Annotated in this window: 21 protein-coding genes and 1 tRNA gene; 10 read left to right on the forward strand and 12 right to left on the reverse strand. The window is 70.8% G+C overall.

Translation table 11 applies throughout. The annotated features are described in order from the left end of the window. The first annotated feature begins 138 nt into the window (after positions 1-138). Both VFI59_05025 and VFI59_05030 read left to right on the forward strand, forming a co-directional pair. Positions 139-1,026 carry an ATP-binding cassette domain-containing protein gene (locus VFI59_05025; GenBank protein HET6713058.1) on the forward strand — a complete coding sequence of 296 codons (888 nt, stop codon included), beginning with the start codon at positions 139-141 and terminating at the stop codon, positions 1,024-1,026. After that, a complete protein-coding gene (locus tag VFI59_05030; GenBank protein ID HET6713059.1) occupies positions 1,023-2,249 on the forward strand; it encodes an ABC transporter permease in 1,227 nt (408 codons plus the stop codon). Before VFI59_05025 ends, VFI59_05030 begins: the two co-directional genes overlap by 4 nt. A 164-nt stretch (positions 2,250-2,413) precedes the next feature. Here the strand turns inward: VFI59_05030 and VFI59_05035 are convergent, their stop codons facing one another. Then, on the reverse strand, positions 2,414-3,250 hold the full coding sequence (locus VFI59_05035) for a class I SAM-dependent methyltransferase (protein HET6713060.1): 837 nt from the start codon (positions 3,248-3,250) through the stop codon (positions 2,414-2,416). 372 nt (positions 3,251-3,622) lie between these two features. Here VFI59_05035 and VFI59_05040 point away from each other — a divergent pair, with 372 nt between their 5' ends. From VFI59_05040 to VFI59_05050, 3 genes are all read left to right on the forward strand, one after another. After that, a complete protein-coding gene (locus VFI59_05040; protein HET6713061.1) occupies positions 3,623-4,450 on the forward strand; it encodes an SMP-30/gluconolactonase/LRE family protein in 828 nt (275 codons plus the stop codon). 525 nt (positions 4,451-4,975) lie between these two features. Continuing rightward, complete coding sequence (locus VFI59_05045) at positions 4,976-5,434, forward strand: hypothetical protein (protein HET6713062.1); 459 nt, start codon at positions 4,976-4,978, stop codon at positions 5,432-5,434. Positions 5,435-5,659: 225 nt separating this feature from the next. Further along, positions 5,660-5,732, forward strand: a tRNA-Arg gene (locus VFI59_05050). Positions 5,733-5,770: 38 nt separating this feature from the next. On the opposite strand, the gene VFI59_05055 is transcribed toward VFI59_05050, so the two are convergent. The 3 genes from VFI59_05055 to VFI59_05065 form a co-directional block, all read right to left on the reverse strand. Further along, positions 5,771-6,364, reverse strand: coding sequence for a phosphatase PAP2 family protein (locus VFI59_05055; GenBank protein HET6713063.1), 594 nt, complete (start codon positions 6,362-6,364; stop codon positions 5,771-5,773). 173 nt (positions 6,365-6,537) lie between these two features. Beyond that, positions 6,538-7,500 carry a right-handed parallel beta-helix repeat-containing protein gene (locus VFI59_05060; protein HET6713064.1) on the reverse strand — a complete coding sequence of 321 codons (963 nt, stop codon included), beginning with the start codon at positions 7,498-7,500 and terminating at the stop codon, positions 6,538-6,540. 214 nt (positions 7,501-7,714) lie between these two features. Continuing rightward, positions 7,715-8,239: a hypothetical protein gene (locus tag VFI59_05065; protein ID HET6713065.1), complete on the reverse strand. Its 525-nt coding sequence runs from the start codon at positions 8,237-8,239 to the stop codon at positions 7,715-7,717. A 118-nt stretch (positions 8,240-8,357) separates the two neighbouring features. Here VFI59_05065 and VFI59_05070 point away from each other — a divergent pair, with 118 nt between their 5' ends. Then, positions 8,358-10,706 (forward strand): FAD-dependent oxidoreductase, encoded by a 2,349-nt coding sequence (locus VFI59_05070; GenBank protein HET6713066.1) that lies wholly within the window; start codon positions 8,358-8,360, stop codon positions 10,704-10,706. A gap of 9 nt (positions 10,707-10,715) precedes the next feature. On the opposite strand, the gene VFI59_05075 is transcribed toward VFI59_05070, so the two are convergent. Next, entirely contained in the window at positions 10,716-11,612 is an 897-nt protein-coding gene (locus tag VFI59_05075; GenBank protein ID HET6713067.1) for an LLM class flavin-dependent oxidoreductase, read from the reverse strand. 9 nt (positions 11,613-11,621) lie between these two features. After that, positions 11,622-13,034: an MFS transporter gene (locus VFI59_05080; GenBank protein ID HET6713068.1), complete on the reverse strand. Its 1,413-nt coding sequence runs from the start codon at positions 13,032-13,034 to the stop codon at positions 11,622-11,624. A 104-nt stretch (positions 13,035-13,138) separates the two neighbouring features. On the opposite strand from VFI59_05080, the gene VFI59_05085 reads away from it, so the two are divergent. Then, entirely contained in the window at positions 13,139-14,287 is a 1,149-nt protein-coding gene (locus VFI59_05085) for a hypothetical protein (GenBank protein HET6713069.1), read from the forward strand. Further along, entirely contained in the window at positions 14,284-15,408 is a 1,125-nt protein-coding gene (locus VFI59_05090) for an alanine dehydrogenase (protein HET6713070.1), read from the forward strand. The genes VFI59_05085 and VFI59_05090 overlap by 4 nt, the downstream gene beginning before the upstream one ends. 9 nt (positions 15,409-15,417) lie before the next feature. On the opposite strand, the gene VFI59_05095 is transcribed toward VFI59_05090, so the two are convergent. Genes VFI59_05095 through VFI59_05105 form a run of 3 tightly spaced genes read right to left on the reverse strand, consistent with a single transcriptional unit; the run spans position 15,418 to position 17,539 of the window. After that, positions 15,418-16,266 (reverse strand): MBL fold metallo-hydrolase, encoded by an 849-nt coding sequence (locus VFI59_05095; GenBank protein ID HET6713071.1) that lies wholly within the window; start codon positions 16,264-16,266, stop codon positions 15,418-15,420. After that, positions 16,267-16,683: a PAS domain-containing protein gene (locus VFI59_05100; GenBank protein ID HET6713072.1), complete on the reverse strand. Its 417-nt coding sequence runs from the start codon at positions 16,681-16,683 to the stop codon at positions 16,267-16,269. A gap of 10 nt (positions 16,684-16,693) precedes the next feature. Beyond that, the gene (locus VFI59_05105) at positions 16,694-17,539 is read right to left on the reverse strand and encodes an alpha/beta fold hydrolase (GenBank protein HET6713073.1); all 846 of its coding nucleotides are present in this window, start codon (positions 17,537-17,539) and stop codon (positions 16,694-16,696) included. A 92-nt stretch (positions 17,540-17,631) separates the two neighbouring features. On the opposite strand from VFI59_05105, the gene VFI59_05110 reads away from it, so the two are divergent. Further along, positions 17,632-19,068: a trimethylamine methyltransferase family protein gene (locus VFI59_05110; GenBank protein ID HET6713074.1), complete on the forward strand. Its 1,437-nt coding sequence runs from the start codon at positions 17,632-17,634 to the stop codon at positions 19,066-19,068. Between the two features lie 5 nt (positions 19,069-19,073). Here VFI59_05110 and VFI59_05115 read toward each other — a convergent pair whose 3' ends face one another. The 3 genes from VFI59_05115 to VFI59_05125 are packed head-to-tail and all read right to left on the reverse strand — an operon-like array spanning position 19,074 to position 21,245. Then, positions 19,074-19,808, reverse strand: a complete 735-nt coding sequence (locus VFI59_05115) for a cyclodeaminase/cyclohydrolase family protein (GenBank protein ID HET6713075.1) — start codon at positions 19,806-19,808, stop codon at positions 19,074-19,076. Then, entirely contained in the window at positions 19,805-20,308 is a 504-nt protein-coding gene (locus VFI59_05120) for a YbaK/EbsC family protein (protein HET6713076.1), read from the reverse strand. The genes VFI59_05115 and VFI59_05120 overlap by 4 nt, the downstream gene beginning before the upstream one ends. A gap of 4 nt (positions 20,309-20,312) precedes the next feature. After that, positions 20,313-21,245 carry an aldo/keto reductase gene (locus VFI59_05125; protein ID HET6713077.1) on the reverse strand — a complete coding sequence of 311 codons (933 nt, stop codon included), beginning with the start codon at positions 21,243-21,245 and terminating at the stop codon, positions 20,313-20,315. Between the two features lie 111 nt (positions 21,246-21,356). On the opposite strand from VFI59_05125, the gene VFI59_05130 reads away from it, so the two are divergent. Then, a complete protein-coding gene (locus VFI59_05130; protein ID HET6713078.1) occupies positions 21,357-22,292 on the forward strand; it encodes a DMT family transporter in 936 nt (311 codons plus the stop codon). The last annotated feature ends 18 nt before the right edge of the window (positions 22,293-22,310 follow it).

A 22,310-nucleotide genomic window follows, 5' to 3' on the forward strand; every position in this document is an offset into this window, starting at 1 on the left:
CGGCCAGTGATACCGATGCCGGCCTCCGATGGCCCAATCGGAGGGCGGTTCTGCTCGGCCGCGAAGACCCACCGTCTTCGGGCCCTTCTCCTTGCACGCGGCGTCACGCGATCGGCACGCTAGCGATAGGGGTGAAGGGTGCTTGAGTTCGATGCGGTCGTGAAGCGATTCGGGCCCGTGACGGCTCTCGACCGGTGCACGTTCGCCGCCCGGCCGGGGCGACTCACCGGCTTCCTTGGTCCCAACGGCGCCGGCAAGACCACAGCGATGCGGGCGGTGTTCGGGCTCGTCGAGCTCGACGCAGGCACGGTGTCATGGCGAGGCACGCCCATCGCACCGGTGGACCGTGCGTGGTTCGGCTACATGCCCGAGGAACGAGGCCTGTATCCGCGCATGCGGGTGCGGGACCAACTCGTGTATCTGGGCCGGCTCTGCGGACGGACGGTCGAGGACGCAACCCGTTGCGTCGACACGTGGCTCGAGCGGCTCCGCTTGGCCGACCGGGCGAGCGACCCTCTCGACACCCTCTCCCACGGCAACCAGCAGCGGGTGCAGCTGATCGCCGCCCTCGTCAACGAGCCCGAGTTGCTCGTGCTCGATGAGCCGTTCTCCGGGCTCGATCCGATCGCGATCGCCGATATGACCGAGTTGCTGACCGAAGTCGCGACGGCCGGTGCCACGGTGCTGTTCTCTAGCCACCAGCTGGACCTGGTCGAGGACCTCTGCGAAGACGTCGTCATCATCGACCACGGCCGCATCGTCCTCGCCGGCGAGCTGACCGAACTGCGGGAAGCGGTGCCGCAGCGGTTCGTGGACATCCGGTTCCACGGCGCGGTACCCGACTGGTCGGAGCTGGCCGCGGTAGCGCTCGTCGAATCGGGAGAGGGGCTGGCCCGCCTCCAGGTCGACCGTGACGTCGACCTGGCCGAGGTGGTGGCCCGTGCTCCACGGACCACCGACATCGTCTCGTTCGCCTACCAGCCCCCGACGCTGTCGGAGCTGTTCCGCAGGGCGGTGGCAGCATGAACGACGTGCGGCAAGGGTGGCTCGTCGCCGTCCGAGAGATGCGCGAGCGCAGCCGCACACGTGGTTTCCGCGCAGGCTTCGTGGTGACGATCCTCATCGTGGTCGCGGTGATCGTCGTGCCGGCCGTGCTCGGGAGCGGCGGCGGGACGAACGACGTCGGATTGGCCGGCTCCGTCCCCGACGGACTGCCCATCGCCATCCGAGCCCAGAGCGACGCTGCCGGCATGGAGGCGGCGATCCACCGTTACGAGAGCGTCGGAGCCGGCGAGGAGGCGGCGCGCCAGGGCGACGTCGATGTGCTCGTGGTCGACGCACGGCGGCTCGAGTGGCCACGCCAGACCGACGAGCAACTCCGTGCCGTCGTTGCCGGGGCCATCCAGCTCGTCGCGGTCCGCGAGCGAGTGGCGGCCGCCGGCATCAGCCCCGACGACCTGCTCGCCGTCGTCGAACCGGTCCGGGTCGAGAACGTCGAGCTCGGCGCGCTGCCTGGGGGGAGCCCCGACGACGAGATGGCGGCCATGCTGATGACCGTCATGCTGCTGATCGCGATCAGCACGTACGGGAACATGGTGCTGACCGGTGTGGTGGAGGAGAGGGCGAGCCGCGTCGTCGAGGTGTTGCTCGTCCGCATGCCCGCCCGCACGCTGCTCGCGGGCAAGGTCGTCGGGATCGGTCTGCTCGGGCTCGCGCAGTTCGTGGTGACTGCCCTGGTCGCCTTCGCGGTCATCAGCGCGGTCGACGCCGTCGACGTCCCGGCGGTCCGCGGCATCGTGCTGGCGTGGGTCGTCGCGTGGTTCCTGCTCGGCTACGCCCTGTACGCCATGGCGTACGGAGCGCTCGGCTCTCTCGCTTCGCAGACCGAGGACGGCCAGAGCGTTGCCGGACCGGTGATCGCCGTCCTGATCGCCGCATACTGGGTCTCGTTCGCTGCGCTCGGGCAGGACCCGCAGAGCGGCGCATCCCAGTTGGTCTCGCTCTTCCCGGCGACCGCACCGTTCGCCATGCCCGCCCGCATCGCGATGGGTGCGTCCACGTGGTGGGAAGCGATGCTCGCCGTCATCCTCACCGTCGCTGCCGTCGCCGGCCTCGTGCGGTTCGGGGGGCGGGTCTACGCCGGCGCGATCCTCCACGCCGGACCGACGCTCAAGATGCGTGACGCGTGGCGCGGCGCGATGTCGCCGCATGGCGGCGGAACCGGGCCGATGTTCATCCCACGAGCCTAGACCCGGACGATCTCGTCGAGCGCTTCCGGGGCATCGGCCAGAGGAATGGCCGCGATGGCTGTGGAGGGAGTTCTCCGATTTCGGGACGTCTCAGGGGGCTGCGATCGGATCTGTCGCTGGACTTCGGCCCAACAGGGTGATCCAGCAGCCTCTGCGTGCCCGGCTCAGCGAGCTTCGACGACCGTGATGACGTGGGTGCCCCCGTCGATCGCACCGGGCTGCGCGCAGGCGATGACTTCCCACTCGAGGAACCGTTCCCACACGGCCGGGTCGTCGCGGAGCCAACGCTCACATGTCTCGGTGTTCCCGACGGACAGGAAGTTCGCGGCCGACGCCGCGACGATGGTGCATGGGTGACGCCCGAGCAGCTGCCGGAACTCCGCCCATGTGTACAGGTGCACCGGCCCGAGCGTTGAATGGTTATCAGGCAGATAACCGGTGTCGACGATGGCCTGCATCTCTTCCAGCCCGTACGTGTCGATCTCGTCCGCGGCTCCGGGCAGGAACGCTTTCAGCGCGCCGAACCTCGACATCACGCTCAACAGCACATGGCCGCCGAGCTTGGTCACGCGAAGGAGTTCGCTGAGGGCGAGATCCGCATCTTCGAGCACCCAGCTGAGCGGACCCCCGTAGCACACCGTCACGTCGAATGAACCGTCATCGAACTGCGAGAGGTCTCGCATGTCAGCCAGATGACGCGTCTCGACCGTGTCCTCCAGACGGGCTTCAGCAACGTGCTCTTCGTTCAGACGGAGCTGTTCCGGCGAGATGTCGATCACCGCCACACGGGCGCCGAGCCGCGCGAGCTCGATCGTGAAACGCCCCGCGCCGGCGCCGACTTCCAACACACGATCATCGCGGCGCAAGAAGCGCTCGAGGTAGTGCCGGTGAACGTGGAAGCTCACGCGGTCGAAGGCCTTCACTTCGTGACGTGACCACTCGGCGTCCCCGTACTCGTCGAAGATGCTCGCGATGCTCTGGGGGTCGAATGTTCCCGTCATCGGCGCACCTTACCCAGAGGGTGCGGCCGCCGCCCGGGCGACGCCCGGCCAGGCGAGCACGAAGCTGTCGTCGTCCAGTTGGTGGATCGCGGGGACGCGATCCTCGAGGTGTAGGAGCGCTCCGGCGCCTCACGCAAGGGTGCCCAGCGAGCCCATCCTCCCGCCGGCATTGATGCGAAGGATCGTCGAAGAGCGGCTATCGTCCCTGACGAGATCGCTGCCGGTCACTGCGTCGCCGCGAGAGAAGCCGAAACCGCGCTCGGCGGGCCCACCGTCGTCGTCTGTACCTTTGCTTCAGACCGACGGAGGGAGGGCGTGATGTCTGGGGAGCCGCGGGTCCGAGAGACGCGACGCCTCGTACGCGGTCTCGGGATGGGCGAGTCGCCGCGATGGCACGACGGCCGCCTCTGGTTCTCCGACTGGGGGACGAACGAGATCCTCGCTGTGGACCTCGATGGGAACACCGAGGTGGTGGGCTCGGGCGGCGGGGGCAGCGGCTGGGCCGTGAACTGGCTTCCGGACGGGCGGATGCTCGTCACCGGTGCCGAGCTGATGCGCGTGGAGCCGGACGGCACGCGGGTCCGCCACGCCGACCTGAGCCCCATCTCCCCACACGGATGGAGCGAGATGACCGTCGATGGCCGCGACCACATCTACGTGAACTCGATCAACTTCGACTTCGCGTACTTCATGGACGTGCTCGGCGCCGGCGAGACGCCGGGTAAGATCGCGCTCGTCACGCCGGACGGTGATGCCCGCGAGGTTGCCGACGATCTGGCCTTCCCGAACGGCATGGTCGTGACGCCGGACAACCGCACCCTCATCGTGGCCGAGTCGTTCGCTCGCAGGCTCACGGCCTTCAGCATCGGGGCAGACGGCGATCTGTCGAACCGGCGCGTCTGGGCCGCCGTCACCGGCGACGGCATCTGCCTCGACGCCGACGGGGCCGTCTGGTGCAGCGACGTCGGACCTGACGAGATGGGGGTCGTCCTTCGTGTCCGGCAGGGCGGCGAGGTCCTCGATCGGATCGAGCTCGATCGGTCCTGCTACGCGTGCATGCTCGGAGGCGAGGACGGCAAGACCCTCTTCATGGTGGTTGCGAAGTGGTTCGGTCCTGATCGGATCGATGAGCTGATCCAGGCGAAGACCGGTCAGGTCCTGACCGCACGCGTCGACGTGCCGCATGCCGGCTGGCCGTGACCGGCCCGCATCCCAGTGCGCTCGCGCCGGCCGGGCGCCGGCTGGGAGGCTGCCTCGACGACCTCGCGACACTCCGTCTCGACGGGCACAGGGATCGCGGGTCGGTTTCCTGCCACGTTCCTACGTCGACTCGGATCTCGCTCACATGTCCGCGCAAGCGGTGCAACGATACCTCGACGGCGACTTCGACGGCGCCAGGGTGCACAACGAACTGACGCCCGCGATCATGCCTACGAGGAGAGGGATGACTCTCCCAACGCGCGCCTCTCTGGACGGATGTTGTCTGCCGCGCTGGCTGCGGTTGTGACGGTCGTGTTGCACCTCGTCGCTGGCGGCATCGCCTAGTCGGAAGTACCTTCGCAGCGGGTCGAACACCTCACGAGTATGGGGCGGCTCGGACACCAGGCAGACCCCGGCCCGGCCGCTCGGAAGCCTTGCACGAGTCTGAGCTCCTCTTGGCCTCCTCTTTACCCGCCGCCCGGTGTGATGGACGCGACGGACCCGAAACCACGGGAGGGGATTCCGATGCCGCTGCACACGATCCTGCTGGTCGCCGCCCGGACGGCGACCGATCCACACGTGCTGGCCGCGCTCCGTGCCCGGGCCGCGGAGGTCTCGATCGACGTGACCCTGCTGGTGCCCGCGATCCCCGCGCGCCGCGCGTGGACCTGGGACGAGGGGGCGGCCCGCGGCGAGGCGCGCCGCCGGATGCACGAGGCGGTCGCCCACCTTCGTGCGAACGGCATCCCCGCGATCGCCATGGTTGGCGACTTCAGCCCGCTGGAAGCGATCCGCGACGAGATCCGCCAGCGTGACTACGACGAGATCATGATCTCGACCCTGCCCAGTCGCATCTCCCTCTGGCTGCGAGCCGATCTGCTGACCCGTGTCGCCCGTGAATTCAGCGGTCGCGTCACCCACGTGCGGCCCGAAGCCGAGCCCCTACAGTTGACGGCCGAGACCGGTCGTTTGCCGGCCGCGTGACGAGGGATCGACCTTCGCGGGGTGGTTGAAGGTGCCCTATTCGGACCCGGTACGCAAGCGCGGTGAGCTGTCAGCAGACCGGAACACCGAGTTCTGCCAAGCAGCCGGCCGAAGGCCGCGCGAATCCGCCGTCACCACGCTCGCAGAGACTGCCGCGTCCCTGATCCTCGCTCGCTAGACTCGATGCGCCAGGATGCCGCCCTCGAGCCTGCCCTCGGCCCTCGGGCCCTCGTAGCTCAGTGGATAGAGCACCGGTTTCCTAAACCGGGTGTCGGAAGTTCGATTCTTCCCGAGGGCACTCTGCGTCTAAGACGAACGGGGGCACTCGGTGCCGCGTCATCGCTCGTCTGGCGGGTGCTCGTCTCGGCACGGCAGGACCGTGGACAGGATGAGGCCGAGGCCGGCGCCGCCGACGAGGTCGAGCGGAAGGTGCGCACCCACGTACATGCGACCGAACGCTGTGGTCGCCACGACGGCGACCGCGGCGGGTCGCGCCGATCGGGGCAGCACCGGCCATGCTGTCGCCGCAAGGGTGGTGGCGACAGCCGCGTGGCCCGAGACCCACCCGAGATCTCCCGCGATCCGTTCACGCACGTGCACGTCGGCCAGCAGGCTCTCGGGTCGCCCGCGGCCGGCGAGGGACTTCAGCGCCTTTGCGCCGAGCCACGCGAGCGTGCCTGCGCCCGCGAGGTCGACGGCGAGGCGCCGCCGTCCTGTGGCCGCGGCGACCAGGGCCACGATCGGCACCGTGACGAACGTTCCCGCTTGCATCACCGCGCGGACCGGGATACGGATGGCATCGGGCGCGTCGTTCGCGATCCGGAACGCCCGCTGTTCGTAGAGCGGGACCTCGGCCTTCCTCGCTTCCTCGAGGGTCGCGAGCACCATCGCGACACCGGCGGCGCCACGGATCAAGCGGTCCCCGATCATCCCCACGACAGCACCTGCCCCTCCCCGGCTCGCTGCGTCATCCCGACGGGCGCCGCAGTCTACGCCAGCGAGATGGGCGCAAGGAGCCCAGTCGGAGGGCCGGGCTCCTTGTCGAGCCCGAGAATGGGAAGTCCGCCCGGTTCGCGATGCGACGACTCAGCGCGACGTGCGCCTCAGCAGCTCACTCCGTCGAGGGAGCAGCCCGCCACTTCCCTCGCCACGGTGTTCCCGGCCACGTCGATGTTCACGATCTTGTATCCATCGTGGGTGCCGCCCAGCTCCGGGAAGGTGAGTCGGGCGCGCTCGTCTGAGATGACGATGATGTCCTTCTTGCCGTTGCGCACCGCGATGTTCTCACGCACGACCACTTTGGCCGAGGACGTGATCCAGATGCCGTACCACGCGTTCCCGTGCGTGACGTTGCGGCGGATCATGCCCGGCCCGGCGCTGATCTCGTAGCGGATCCCGCTGCGGGTGTTGTCCCATACCTCGTTGCGGGCGATGAGGTCGCCTGCCGAGTTGATGTCGAACCAGATGCCGTTGCCGATGTTGCCCCAGACCTCGTTGTGACGGACCGAGACGGAGTTGCCGGGTCGGGCGCCAGGCAGACCGCTGCGCACGAACTTCATACCTCCCGACGTGTTCCCCTCGATCGAGGGGTCGCCGTTCGCGTAGACCTGATTGTGAGCGATGATGATGTGCGAGCCCGCCCGATTGTCGAGGTTGCACCCGACGCCGTTCTGCGCGTTGTGATGGAGGACCGATCGCACGAGACGGGTGCCGGCCCCACATCGCACGCCGCGGGTGTTGAAGCCCATGATCTCGAGGCCGGCGATCTTGACGTCCTCGGCCTGTGCGAGGTAGAAGCCGTCTTCCACCCCGCCGGCGTTGACGATCGTTGCGTGACCACGGATCACCTGACCGTCACGAGGTTCGAGCGACGAGTCGATCCGGAACGTGCCGCTGACGCAGATCACGGCTCCGACCGGTTCCTTCCTGAATCGCTGGTTCAGATCCGCCGGCGCCTCGATGTGCACGTCGCACGGTCGGCGAGCCGCTGAGGCGGTCCCGGATCCGAGCACCGCGGTGATGGTGCCGGTGACGACGAACGCCGTGATGATGACGCGCTTCAGCATGAGCCCTCCTCGGGTTGCGGGCGGCTTCGGCCTCACCTCGGGCGCGGGGGAAACACGCGACTTGCGTAGGCGAAAAGGCCTAGGTCAAAGGAAGGTCATACCCTTGCAGTCTTCGAGCGCCCCGTCAAGCTCGGCCGCGCTCCGATCGACCCGAACGCGCATCAACGACGGTACACGCTCTGCCGCGCGACCCCGGTAGGTGGCGCGATCGATCTCACGTCGAGCGGCTGAGGAACCTCGCGTACTTCCGCTGACCGACGGAGGTGAGGTGGAACCCGTCGTCGTAGAACCACGAGTCGTGCGATCTCGAGAACGAGTACCAGTCGATGATGTCGGCGCCGTGCCGGCGGGCGCAGGTCCGCAGCCGCTCGTTGTTGGTCCGTCGCCAGCCACGCGGCACCTTCAGCGTGACGAGGAAGACCTGCCGGTTGCCGGCGTTGTTCACCGCGCGCCGGCAATCCGCGGGGTCGATGTAGCCGTTGTTGCCGAGGTGGATCACGACCTTGCGAGGAAGCCGGTCACGCCTCGCGAGTCGCCGGATGATCTGCGGGGCGTCGGCGAACTGCCGGCTCGTCGAGGTATCGACCGCGAAATGCCGAGCACGGAGTTCCCGCGTGGCTCCCTGCATGACCGAATCGCCGAGGGCGTACTTCCGAGCGGACGCCACGCCTGGCACGGCGAGCGAGAGCGCCACGACCGTGGACACCAACATGATGAGCGGGCGGACGCGACGGCGCATGGAACGACGGTAGCGTCGGAGCGTCGTTCCCGGCAAGGAGAGATCGGCGGTGCGGAGGATCCGCGGGGTCCGCGATCGCGCTTCCTGAACGGATCGGACTCCCGGTAGCATCGCCGCGATGGCGAACGTCGCGCACGTCGTGGTCGTCGGCGCCGGCATCGTCGGTGCCTCGGTGGCCGACGAGCTGACGGCTCGAGGGTGGCCCGACGTGAGCGTGCTCGACCGCGGTCCGCTCTTCGACAGCGGAGGTTCGACGTTCCACGCGCCCGGACTGGTCTCGCGCACGAGCGTGAGTCGCATGATGGCGCGGTTCGCGATCGAGACGGTCGACCTGATGCGCTCGCTCGAGCATGTCGACGGACCGTGCTTCGATGTGGTCGGCGCGCTCGAGGTGGCGACGACCGACGAGCGGCTCGAGGACCTGCGGCGCAAGCGGGGGTGGGCCGAGTCGTGGGGCGTCGAGGCTCGTATCGTCGACGTCGAGACGTGTGTCGCTCTCCACCCGCTGATCGATCCGGAGCGCATCGTCGGCGGGTTCCACATCCCGGGTGACGGGCTCGCGAAGGCGGCCCGAACGACCGAGGCACGCGCGCGACGTGCGACGGAGCGGGGCGCTCGGTTCCTGGGAGATCGCGAGGTGGTCGCAGTCGACGTGGAGCGGGGCAGGGTGACCGGGGTTCGGACCGCCGACGGGGAGCGGCTCCCGGCCGACGTGGTGGTCTGCAGCGCAGGGATCTGGGGCCCTCGGATCGCGTCGATGGTCGGCCTGCGCCTGCCGATGCTCCCCCTCGCGCATCTCTACGCGCAGACCGGTCCGGTCGACGGTTTCGGCGAGCCCGGCGTCGAGGCCGCCACGCCGATCGTGCGCCATCTCGAGGGCGACCTGTACTTCCGTCAGCACGACGACCGGGTGGGCATCGGATCGTTCCAGCACCGCGCGCTGCCGATCGACCCGGCCGACACCCTCGTCGGAGCACCGGCGACCGCGACGCTGCCGTTCACGCCAGAGGATTTCGAGAGCTCCTGGAAGACGGCGGTCGAGCTGATGCCTCGCATCGGGCCCGTCGGCGTGGCCGAGGCGTTCGACGGCGTGTTCTCGTTCACGCCCGACGGCTACCCGCTGATCGGCGAGTCGCTCGAGGCGCGCGGCTTCTGGGTCGCCGAGTCCGTCTGGATCACGCATTCGGTCGGGGTGGCGAGGGCGCTCGCGGAGTGGATCGTCGAGGGGCAGCCCGAGGTCGACGTGCACGAGGCCGACGTGCACCGGTTCGAGCTGTTCCAGCGGTCGACCGCGTACTTCGTGCCGCGAAGCATCACGAACCACGACGAGGTCTACGACGTGCATCATCCGCTCGAGCCGGTGCATCGTCCGAGGCCGATGCGCGTGAGCCCGTGGATCGGGCGCCAACGCGAGCTCAGAGCGGTGTTCGTCGAGGGTCAGGGGTGGGAGCGACCGGCGTGGTACGAGGCCAACGCCGACCTCGCCGGCCGGCTCGGCCTCGAGATCGCCACCCGCGACGACTGGCACGCGCGATGGTGGTCGCCGATCGCGGTCGCCGAGCATGTGGCCACGCGGCGGGGGGTGGGGGTGTTCGACCTCACGCCGCTGCGGCGGCTCGAGGTCGCGGGCGACGGCGCGCTCGCGTGGCTGGCGGAGTTGAGCAGCGCCGACCTCGATCGGCCGGCCGGCTCGGTCGCCTACACGCTCGTGCTCGGTCCTCGCGGGACCGTGCTCACCGACGCGATCGTTGCGCGCCTGGCGCCGGATCGGTGGACCGTCGGCCTGGGCACACCCGCCGACGTGGCGCTGCTGCAGCGCGCGGCTCCCGACGACGGGTCGGTCGACGTGCGGGACGTGACGACGGCGACGTGCGCGCTCGGACTGTGGGGCCCGCAGGCCACCGACGTGCTCGGTCCGCTCGTGGACGGTGGCGCCGGCTCGCTCGCGTTCGGCCGGTTCCGGGTCCGCGAGCTCGATGTGGCCGGGGTGCCGGTGACCGCGCAGTCGGTCTCCTACGTCGGCGAGCCGGGGTGGGAGCTCACGACGACCGCGGATCTCGGGCTGCACCTGTGGGACCTCGTGTGGGAGGCGGGCCGTGGCGTCGGCCTCGTCGCCGCCGGACGTCGGGCGTTCGAGACGTTGCGCCTCGAGGCCGGATATCCGGCAGCGGGCGTCGACGTGACCGCGGAGCACGCGCCGGGCCCCGCCGGGCTCACCCGATTCACTCGTGAAGCCAGCGAGGGCGACGCCGCCTCCCGGGTGCTCGTGCGGCTTGAACTGGACGGCATCGTGAGCGGCGGGGAACCGGTGCGCGCGGGCGACCGCACGATCGGCTACGTCACGAGCGGGGGACGCGCCGGCGGTCCGGGCCTCGCGTTCGCGTGGCTCGATCGCGATCACCCGGCCGGTGTCGACGTGATCGCGTTCGATCGGCCGGTCGCGGCCCGCGTGATCGCCCGGGCCTGACCGGCCCGATCAGCCGAGCGAACCGAGCGCCCCGCCGAGCGTCTCGATCGAGGCCTCCGTGATCGGGTCGACGACGAGGATCACCTCGTCGGCGCCGGCCCGCCCCATCGCCTCGATCGCCTCCGCGATCGCGGCCGGCGGACCGGTGACCGGCGGAGCGCTCGGGTCGAGCGGGCGTTCTTGGGTGCTCGGGTCGAGGGCCACCAGCAGGCAGACGCTGCGCTCGATCCCAGCGGGGTCGCGGCCCACGTCGCGCGCGATCGCGTCGATCTCGGCGTTGCGCATCGCGAACCCGTCGGGGGAGTTTCCGTACCAGTCGAACCAGGTGTTCCACGCGTCGACGTGGGGGAGCGCCGCGGTGAGCACCCGGCGGCCCGTGCTTCCGATCATCAGCCGGGGCCGGCGTAGGGGCTGCGGCAACAACACCGCGTCGTCGACCTGCACGTGCTCGCCGCGCATCGTGACCCGCTCCCCCGATACGAGGCGACGGATCACCTCGAACGATTCCTCGAACCGCGAGGCTCGCCGGTCGAACGGGAAGCCGAACGCCCGGAACTCGACCTCGTTCCATCCAGCGCCGAGCGCGAGCACGAACCGTCCGCCCGAGATCTCGTCGACGGTGGCTGCCTGCTTCGCGAGCATCGCGGGCGCGTGGAACCCCGCGCACGCGACCAGGGGACCGAGCGCCACCCGCTCGGTCGCCGCCGCGATCGCGGCGAGGGTCGTCCACGCCTCCCACGGCCCTCGCTCGGGCCGCCCGTCCCCGCGGTAGAGCAGGTGATCGCCCACCCAGACCGAGTCGAACCCGACCCGCTCGGCCGCCCGGGCCATCGCGACGTACTCCCGCCACCGCACCTCGCGCTCGACCTCGGGGAGCTGCACGCCGACACGGATCGATCTCGCCACGGTGCGAGCCTAAGCGGTCTCCGAGGACGCGGTCGTCCGACCCGACGGGATGCGGGGGGTGATGGCCAGGAGCGCGAGGGCGGCGGCGAGCGCGAGCGCGAACGCGCCGCCGAGCCCGGCGCGCAGGGGCGCATCGAGCGCGTCGGACAGCGCGATCGCCGCGCCGCCGAGCCCGGCGCCGGTCGCAACGCCCAGCATGTCCATCAGCAGCACGGCGGAGAGCTCCTCGCCCTCCTCCCCCGACTCCGAGACCCGCATCGCTGCGAGCGGGATCGTGGCGAACGCGATGCCCATGCCGACCCCGACCACGCCCCACCCCAGGTAGGCGACCGCGAGCGGTACCTGGAGCCACAACGTGCTCGCGACCGCGGCCTGTCCGACGAACAGCAGCGTGGTGCCCACGCCGACGAGCCATCCGAGCGGGCGGTCGCCGGCGTGGTTCGACTGCCAGAGGGCGCCCAGCGCCCATGTCACCGTCGCGATGGTGATCGCGAGCCCGGCCGCGCCGAGCGAGAGCCCTCGGATCCTCGTCAGCATCAGGGTGAGGAACGCGTCCATCGCGAGGAACGACACCGACAGCAGGAACGCGCTCGCCGCGATCGCACCGTGTCCCGGAGCGGCCCGGAACGTGCCCCGCGGAGCGATGTGGCGGAGCGCTGGCACCCCGATCGCCAGCCCGACGGCCACGGCGACCGGCACCCACCATGCGAACGCCGTGATCGAGGCGAACACGAACCCGGCGCCCACCATGAGTTGGATCGGCCAGCGCAGCGAGATCGCGGGCCCGCTCGACTCGGGGCGCGGTACCAGATCGAGCACGGGTGTGATCATCGCCCACGTCGCAAGCAGCACGGGGATCGGTGCGACGAACGCCCAGCGCCACCCGACCGTGCTGGCGATCGTGGCGCCCACGGGCGGGCCGACCAGCCCCGGCAGGATCCACATCGTGGCGAGCAGGGCGAGCACCCTCGGTCGCAGCGCGTCGGGGTACGTCTTCGCGACCGTCCCGAGCGACAACGCGTAGAGCCCACCCCCACCGGCGCCCTGCAGGAACTGCCCCATGAGAAGCACCGGCATCGTCGGCGCCGTCGCCGACACGAGCAGGCCGGTGGCGAAGATCGTGAGCACGGGGACGAGCACGGCCTTCGTGCCGAACCGGTCGATCGCCCGGCCCACGATCGGGATGGAGGCGATCGTCGCGAGGCTCGAGGCCGTGAACACGAGACCGTAGAGCTGCACCATGCCCAGGTCACCTCGGACGTCGGGCATGATCGTCGCAACGATGAGCACCTGCACCGCGACCAAGGCTTCGAGCAGCAAGAGCCCTGCCGTGAGCCGGCCCCGGCGGCCGCGGAAGACCTCGCGCCACGGAGCGGTGCCCGCCGATGGCGGCGGGGCGGGGGTCGTCTCGTCGGGCCTCACCGCTCGAGTGTAGGTGGCTGAGCCATAGGCCCCTCGACCGCCGGGTCCGAGGTCCGGTCCGGCCGGCGGTGGCCCCCTCGTAGGGTGGGAGTCGAGGAGGAGCGATGGTTTCGACCGACGGTACGCCGCAGGGGATCGCGCCGCCCGTCGTCGGCCTTCCTCGCATGCACATGGAGGCCGGCGAGCGACGCGATTTCCTGCCGGAGTTCGTCGCGGCGGCCGATCGGGCAGGCGCGGGCGAGATCGTGCTCGAGCACGGGTACGGCAGCGGCATGGGGTTCGGCCCCGAGGCGTACCTCACGGCCTCCTCGAAGGTGCGGTTCGCCGACTACGCCGAGGTGTTGGCGAGCGACGTTGTCACGGTGATCCGCTGCCCCGGCGAGGCCGCGTTGCGCTCGATGCGTCCGGAGGCGCTGCTGATCACGATGCTGCACTACCCCACGCGACCGCGCCGCACCCGGCTGGTCGCGAACCTCGGGCTGCGCGCGATCTCGCTCGACGGCGTCGTCGACGACCTCGGTCGGCGCCAGGTGGAGAACCTGGAGGCGGTCGGATGGAACGGCGTGCGCCTCGCGTTCGTGGAGATCGCGAGGATGCATCCGCACTTCGCCCATCCCAGTCGCCGCCCGTTGCGCGTGACATGCCTCGGTGCCGGCGCGGTCGGCGCCCATGCGGTCCGCGCCGCGACGCGCTACGGCGATCCGGAGCTGCGGGCCGAGCTGGCCGCGCACGATGTGCCGGGAGTGGAGGTCACCGTCGTCGATTTCGACCTCACGCGGCACGAGGACTACCTGCTCGGCCGCCTCGAGGTCACCGACCTGTTGATCGATGCCACGCAGCGTCTCGACGCGACCCGGCCGATCGTGCCGAACCCGTGGATCGCGGCGCTGCCGGCCGACGCCGTGATCCTGGACCTCGCCGTCGACCCGTACGACTTCACGGTGGATCCGCCGCGCACCAAGGGCATCGAAGGCGTCCCCCACGGGAACCTCGACCGGTACGTCTTCCCCGTCGACGATCCCGCGTGGGACGAGTTGGATCACGGCATCGACACGCGGCAGCGGCGACTCGCCCTGTCGTGCTACGCGTGGCCGGGCATCGAGCCGGCGGACTGCATGCGCGTGTACGGTCGCCAGATCGAGCCCGTGGTCGCCGTCGCGCTCCGTGTGCCGGTCGACCGGCTCGACGTCGAAAGCGCCGATCCGCAGGAGCGGGCGGTCGCCCACGCGGAGCTGAGGAGGTGGCTCGCGTGACGGTGCCGAGCCTCGGTCTGCCGCGCATGCACAAGGAAGCGGGCGAGCGGCGCGACTTCCTGCCGGGCCTCGTCGCCGCGGTCGTCGACCTCGGGGGCCGCATCGTCGTCGAGGGCGGCATCGGCTCGGGCATGGGCTATTCCGACGTGGACTACCTGGGCGTGGGTCCGAACGTGGCGGTCGGATCGAACGAGGACGCCTTCGCCCAGGACGTGGTGCTGGTGCTGCGTGCTCCCGAGGACCGGCTGCACCTGATGCGGCGAGGCGCGGTGCTCGTGTCGATGCTGCACTTCCCGACCCGGCCGCGCCGGGTCGCGCGGCTCATGGAGCTCGGCCTCGACGCGATCTCGCTCGACCTGCTCACCGACGACATCGGCCATCGGCTCGTGGTCGACGGCCGTGACGTCGCGTGGAACGGGCTCGAGGCCGCGTTCGACGTGTTGGAGCGCCAGTGGCCGGAGTTCGCGGAGCCCACACGGCGGCCCATCAGGGTGACCGTGCTCGGCGCCGGCGCAATCGGCAAGGACGCCGTCGAGGCGGCGACGAAGTACGGGAGCCTCGAGCGCGCCCAGCGTCTGGCGCACCTTCCTGGGGTGGAGGTGACCACGGTCGGCCGCAACCTCACGGGGCGCGCGGAGTACATGAAGGAGCGCTTGTCCGTCACCGACGTGCTCGTCGACTCGACCCAGCGGCACGACCCGAGCGTGCCCCTGGTGCCGAACGCGTGGCTCGCCCGCCTGCCCGAGCACGCCGTCGTCTGCGACCTCGTGGTCGATCCGTACCTCCTGCACGAATCCCCGCCAACGGTGCGCGGCATCGAGGGCATCCCGCAGGGCAACCTCGACCGGTGGACCTTCGGGCCTGACGACCCGGCGTGGAACGACGTGCCCGAGGAGGTGGACCGCGCTCACCGGCGGTGGGTCGTGTCGTGCTACTCGTGGCCGGGGGTGCATCCCCACGCGTGCATGGAGCTCTACGGTCACCAGCTGGCGCCGTTGCTCCGAACCCTGCTCCGTGCAGCGGGGATGGGGGAGCTCTCGCGCGAGGGGGAGTACCACGAGCGGGCGTTGTGGCGCGCGAGCCTCCGGTCGTGGGTCGGCATGCACGCAGCCGTGGTCTGACGCGGCGTGTCACACGTCGATCTCGGCGCCCTCGGCAGCCACGATGCACCGGTCGGGCTCGACGGGCCACCCGGACAGCACCTCGCCGCGCATCGCATCGAGCTGGTCGTCGTCGTGGTCGGGGTGATGGTGGAACATCATGAGACGGTCCACCTCGGCCCGGCGTGCGAACGCCGCCACGTGGGCGACGCTCGGATGGCCCCAGCCGACGTGCGCGGCGTACTCCTCCACCGTGTACTGACAGTCGTGGATCAACAGGTCGGCGCGGTGGGCGAGCGCGTATCCCGAGATCCAGCTCGTGCCGGCGGCGTCGAGATCGGTGCCGAGCGCCGGCTCATGATCGGTCACGTACGCGAGCGTGCGGCCGTCCGACTCGAGCCGGTACCCGACGGTGGCGCCCGGGTGCAGGATCGGCTGCGCCGAGACCTCGATCGACCCGATCGTCCACGGCTCGCGTGGCGCGTCGTGGAAGCTCACCCGTGCGGGGACCTCGGTCAGGTGCACGGGGAACAGCGGCGGCGAGAAGTACGTGGCGATGCGCTCGTCGAGCGAGGCGATGGGCGAGGGCGGCCCCCAGATGTGCAGCTCCATCTCCGGCGACCAGATCGGCGCGAACATCCCGAGGCCCTCGAGGTGGTCGACGTGCAAGTGGGTGAGAAGCAGGTCGACCCTGCGCGTGGGGTCGGCGTCCCCCATCAGCGACTCACCCAGCGGACGTGCGCCGGTGCCCGCATCGAGCACGATCACTTCGCCGTGGTCGCCCCGGACCTCGACGCACGACGTGTTCCCGCCGTAGCGGATCGTCTCCGGCCCGGGCGCAGCGATCGAGCCCCGGCACCCCCAGATGCGCACCTGCACCTATCGCTCCGCGTCCTCGGGGGTCTCCCAGAAGATCGCGATCGAGCCCAGGCATTCGTCCTCGTGGGCGAAGAGCGGGAAGGCGGTCACCTCGATGCGACGCTCGGTGCCGTCGACGCTGCGGATCCGCATCATGCGATGGTCGGGGTGGCGTTCGCGGATCGCCACGGCGAGCGGAAGATCGGTGAGCCCGACGGGGTTGCCGTCGTCGTCCGACGGGGCGAACAAGGTGCCCCATTCCTCCGCCGCCATGCCGGCACCCTCGATGTAGCGGCGACCGAGCACGCGCTCGGCGGCCTCGTTGAAATAGATCACCGTGCCGCGGACGTCGACGAGGAAGACCGGTGTCGCGAGGCGGGAGGCGAAGTCGCGCGCGAGGATCAGCACGAGGTGGTGCTGCGCAGCCTGGGTCGCCATGGCATCCAGCCTAGCCCGCGACGGCGTCCCGAGCGAACCAGCTCGCGACCGGCTGGAACCCCGAACGCAGCAGGAACTGGTGCCCGCCGTCGTCGAGCATGCGCCGCTCGGCGTGCGGCAGCACCCGCGCCCAGGCCGCCTGCGCCCGGGTCGACACCGTTCGATCGTCGCGGGCGTTGATCAGCAACGTGGCCGTCGATCCGTCGACGGCCCGGAGTCCCTCGATCTCCTGCTCCAGGTCGGGATCCGACCACAGCGACCACATCGTCCATGCGCGCGCGCGGACCGACTGCCGGCCGAAGTCGACGACCACCTCGGTGGGATAGCCGCGCGCGAGTCCGATCGGCACCGCGAGCGCCGGCCACGCGGCGCGTGCCACCCGAGCCGCCGCACGCCGCGTGGATGACGGCCGCAGGTCCGCCTGCGAGCGGAAGTCCATCGCGGTGCCGTCGGGGAACGGCGATGCTGCCATCGCGAGCTTCACGACGAGATCGGGGTGCCGTGACGTCCAGAGCGCCGCGAGCACGCCGCCGAGCGAGTGACCGACCAGGCGCACCGGCCCCTCGCCGACGAAGGCCGCGACGACAGCGTCGAGGTCCTCCAGGAGGAGCGCCCGGTCGATCGGGTCCTCGGGCGCGTCCGAGCGGCCGAAGCCCGGTAGGTCGGGCGCGACGATCGTCGCGCGACCGCCGATGCGGTCGGCGAGGCCCTGCCAGTAGCGGCCCGATCCGCCGAGGCCGTGCACCGCCACCACTGCCGGACCGTGGCCTGCCCGCCACACGCGGAGGCGGCCCCACGGTCGGTCGAGCCAGGAACCGTGGAGCGTCGTCGAGGAGCGGTCCTCGCGGGCGGGCATCGACCTATCTTGCGTGCTCGCGGGCCGAACGCCCCGCGCGGCACGGGTCCTGCGCCGTTCCCGCGCTCGGGATGCGAGGTCAGACTTCGCCCATGACGGCCATACGACTGAACCCGTTGACCGATCCCGAGCTGCAGCGTCTGCACGACGCTGCGCTGGAGGTGCTGCTCGATCCCGGCGCGCGAATCATGACCGAGCCGGCACGCGAGCTGCTCGTCCGCAACGGGGCGACGCAGGAAGGCGACGACCTGGTGCGGATCCCCGGCGAGCTCGTCGCCAGGGCCCTCGAGACTGCCCCGTCGAGGTTCACGATCTTCGATCGCGCGGGGGAGCCTGCGCTCGACCTCGGCGCGGGGAACGTGTACGTGGGCGCCGGCGTCACGAACCTGAACTACCTCGACCCCCGAGACCGGCAGGTGAAGGACTTCACGCTCGAGGCGACCGCGGAGTCGACCCTGCTCGCCGATGCGCTCCCGAACCTCGACTTCGTCGCCACTCCGGGCGTTACGCGCCCGGGCGAGGACCTGCCGCTCGAGATCGTGAACCAGGAGGAGTTCTTCCGCATGGTCACGAACACCACCAAGCCGTTGATGGTGCTGATCGCCGGGGAGCCCGAGCTCCGCGACATCTACGACATGGCCGAGCTGGTCGCCGGGGGTGCGGATGAGCTCAGGCGCCGCCCGTTCGTGATGCCGTACCTCAACTCGGTGTCGCCGCTGCTGTTCAATCCCGAGACGCTCGACAAGCTGTTCCTCGCCGCGGATCGCGGCCTGCCGGCGTCCTGCCAGGCGGCGCCGCAGGTGGGGGCGACCGGCCCGGTGACGATCGCGGGCACCCTCGTCGTGTCGGCGGCCGAGACCCTGATCGGACTCGTGCTGAGTCAGTTGCGGAACCCGGGCACGCCATTCATCAGCGGCACGGTGCCGTTCCTGATGGACATGCGTTATGGCACGGTGACGGCCGGTGGACCCGATGGGCTGCGCTTCATGGTCGCGATGGCGCAACTCTGTCGGTGGTGGGGGCTGCCGTCGGTCGGCATGAGTTTCGGGGGAGACTCGAAAGATGCCGACGAGCAGGCGGCCCTCGAGGCTGGCTTCTACGGGTTCGGGACGGTGCTCGGCGGGGTCGATCTCGTGTTCGATGCCGGATGCGTCGAGGGCGGCCTGCTCTTCTCGCCCGAGCTGCTCGTGATCAGCGACGAGCTCGTCGGCATGACCCGGGCGGCCGTCGAGCCGATCGAAGTGAGCGACGAGACGATCGCGCTCGACGTGATCCGGGCGGTCGGTCCCGGGGAGGTGTTCCTGGGCGAGGACCACACCCTCGAGCACTTCCGGGAGCTCTGGACGCCACACGTGCTGTCGTGGGAGGGCCGCAAGGAGTGGAGCGATGCCGGAGCCAAGACCCTGCGCACGAAGGCTCGCGACCGCGTCTTCGACGTCTGGCAGACCCACGAGGTGCCGCCGCTGCCCGACGAGGTACTGCGGGGCATGCGCCGGATCGTCGACTCGCGACTCGCCCCCATCGCTTGAGTGGCTCAGTCCGGGCCAGGGTCCACGCGGCCGCCGAAGGCCGTCCGGGCATCGTCGAGCATGCTCGCCGCGCGTTCCCCGAGCGCTGCACACGTCGCCGTGAGCTCGTCGCGCCGGGCCGGGTCGACGATCGCGAAGGCGTTCAGTTCGACGGTGGCGAGGGCCGTGACCGCCGCCGCGTGCAACGCCGCGACGGCCGCGAGTCCGTCGGCGGCCGCGTTCGGGTCTGCGACGGAGGTGGCTTCTTCGGCGAGCCCGGCGAGCAGCACGGATCGTCGGGCGAGATCGAGGTGCGCGTCGACCGCATCCTCGAGCACCGACTGCAGCGTCAGGAGGCGCGCGGTGCGCCGTTTCTCGGAGTCCTGGCGCATGCGCGCGGCGACCCCGAGCTCGTGCTGGAGCTCGGCGTCGCGGTCGGCCGAGGCAAGCAAGGTCGGACGGGCTGCGTCGGCCTCCGCGGCGATCTCGGTGAGACGCGCGACGTGCGGGTCGTCGTCGGCGAGGCGACGGAGCGTCCGCCGCGCGACGGCCGTGACGAGCGCCGCTCCCGAGGCGGCGGCGAGGGCCGCGAAGGCGCCCGAAGCGGGCTCGGTGCTTCCCGACGCGAGCGCATCGAGCAGGGAGTCGACCTCCTCGCCGGCGACCACGCGGCGGGCGCCGCCGGTCACGAGAGGTCCCCGCACGCTCGTGGCACCCGGGTCGGCATGCGTGAGCCTCTCGTGCAGGAGGCAGAGGGTCAAGCGCTCGGCGCGTCTCCGCCCGGCGCCGGATCGACCGCCGGGGTCGTCACATCGGCCTCGGCCGCGCCGAGGGCGTCGAGCAGCGCGACCGCGTCGACGTGCAGGTTGACGCCACGGGCGCCGGCCCCGATCGCGACCGTGCCGAGCCCGCGGATCGACGCCTCGGCGACGACCGGCCACGCGGTGGTAGCGCCGAACGGTGTGATCGCGCCGCGCTCGTAGCCGGTTGCCGCTCGGGCCTCGGTCGCATCGGGGAGCGAGAGTCGCCGCTCGCCGAGGGAGGCCCGGAGCCGCTTCCAGTCGATCTGCCGGCCGCCGGGCACGAGCACGAACACGTAGTCGTCGGGGCCGCGCCTGACCACGATCGTGCGCAGCAGGTGGTCGACGTCGATGCCCTGCAGTGCGGCGCTCTCCTCGGCGCTGGACGGGATCTCGGTCGCCACGATGCGGACCTCGAGGCCCGTCGAGGCAACCGCGCGCGTCGCCGGGGTCTCGACCATGCGATCAGTATCGAGGGGCGCTGGCCGGTGGGGCGCCGTCGAGCTCGGCCAGGTCGTCGTCGGTGAGCGCGAGTCCGGAGGCGGCCGTGTTCTCCTCGAGGAAGCGTGCGCGCTTCGTGCCGGGAATCGGCAGCACGTGCGGGCCCTGTGCGAGCGTCCACGCGAGGGCCACCTGTGCCGGCGTCGCGTCGTGGTGCTCCGCCACCCGCCGGACCACCCTCACGATCACCTGGTTCGATGCGATCGCCTCGTCGGTGAAGCGTGGGTTCGAGGCGCGGAAGTCCCTGGCGTCGAACCCACCACCGGTGATGGCCCCGGTGAGGAAGCCGCGCCCCAGCGGTGAGAACGGCACGAACGCCGCGCCGTGGCTCGCGCACCAGGGCACGACCTCGTCGAGCGCGTCTCGGGTCCACAGGCTGAGCTCGGACTGCACGGCGGCCACGGGGTAGATCGCGTGGGCGCGCTCGAGCTCGTCGACGCCGACCTCCGAGAGCCCGATCGCCCCGACGAGGCCCTCCGCGACGAGAGAGGCCATCGCGGCCCACGACTCCTCGAGCGGCACATGCTCGTCGACGCGGTGGAGGTAGTACAGGTCGATCATGTCGGTGCGGAGCCGCTCGAGCGAGGCCCGCACGGCCTCGGCGGCCCGTTCGGGCCTCGCATCGCGGGCGAGCGGGTACCCGCCGCTTGGGCCGACGACGAGACCCCACTTCGTCGCGATCGTCGCCTCGTGACGCCTGCCCTCGAGGGCCCGGCCGACGAGCTCCTCGTTCGTGAACGGTCCGTACACGTCGGCGGTGTCGAACATCGCGACGCCGAGGTCGAGCGCCCGCTCGATCACCGCCGAGGGATCGTCCTCGCTCGGGGCGTCGACGTAGCCGAAGCTCATCGGCATGCAGCCGAGGCCGATGCGGCCGTCGGGTCGGACCAGCGCCATGCGGCCATGGTCCCACGCATCGTCGACGGGCCGTGGGTTCCGGCCGTCCGCAGGCGAGCACCTGCGCTTCGCGGGTCGAGATACATCGATCGCCGCTGCTAGCGTCGGGGGGTGTCGACTGGGGGCGCGACGGCCACGGACGAGGCGTCACGACGGACGCTCGGCATCGCGTTGCTCTCGTTCACGACGGTCGTGTGGGGCCTCGTGCCGCTGGTGCTGAAGCAGGTCGAGATGCCGACGCTGGCGTTCGCGAGTTATCGGTTGTGGATCGGGGTCGCGCTGTACGCCGTGATCTTCCTCGCGACCGGCCGGCGCCCGTCCTGGGCCTCGCTCAAAGCATGTGCCTTCGGCGGAATCTTCTTCGCCGGCGACATCGTGCTGACCTTCACGGCATTCCGCCTCACGAGCGTGGCCAACGCGACGATCATCGGGGCGCTCGCGCCGGTGTTCATCACGCTCGGCGCGGTCCGGTGGTTCGGTGAACGGCTCGACCGACGCGACACCTTCGTGATCGCCTCGTCGTTCGTGGGCGTCGCCTTCGTGGCGATCGGGTCGGCGGGCTCGCCCAGCTGGAGCCCGGTCGGCGACGCGGCCGCCGCGCTCAGCGTGCTCACCTGGACCGCCTACTGGCTCTTCTCCAAGCGGGCACGAGTCACCGTCGACGCCGTCGACTACATGGCCAACGTGATGCTCGTCTCGGCGATCGTCGTGACGCTCACGTCGCTCGTGACCAACACGTCGCTGCGGCCTCCCGATGCGTCGGACTGGGCGTGGATCGTGCTGATCGCGATCGTGCCCGGCCTGATGGGCCACCTCTCGGTCGCCTGGTCGCACCGGTACGTCGAGGCGTGGCTGGGCTCGCTGCTGCTGCAGTCCCAGCCGGTGATCGGATCCGTGGCGGCGTGGGTGCTGCTCGACGAACGCATCACCCTGCTCACCGCCGTCGGGGGCGCGCTCGTCGTGTCGGCGACCGCGTTCATCGTGGTGCGTGCGGCGCGACGCGAGCCCGCCTATCCCGAACCCGAGACGCTGCCGCCGGCGGGGTGACGCCTGCCGTCGGGACCG

This window comes from Actinomycetota bacterium, assembly GCA_035697485.1.
Classification (GTDB): Bacteria; Actinomycetota; UBA4738; order UBA4738; family HRBIN12; genus JAOUEA01.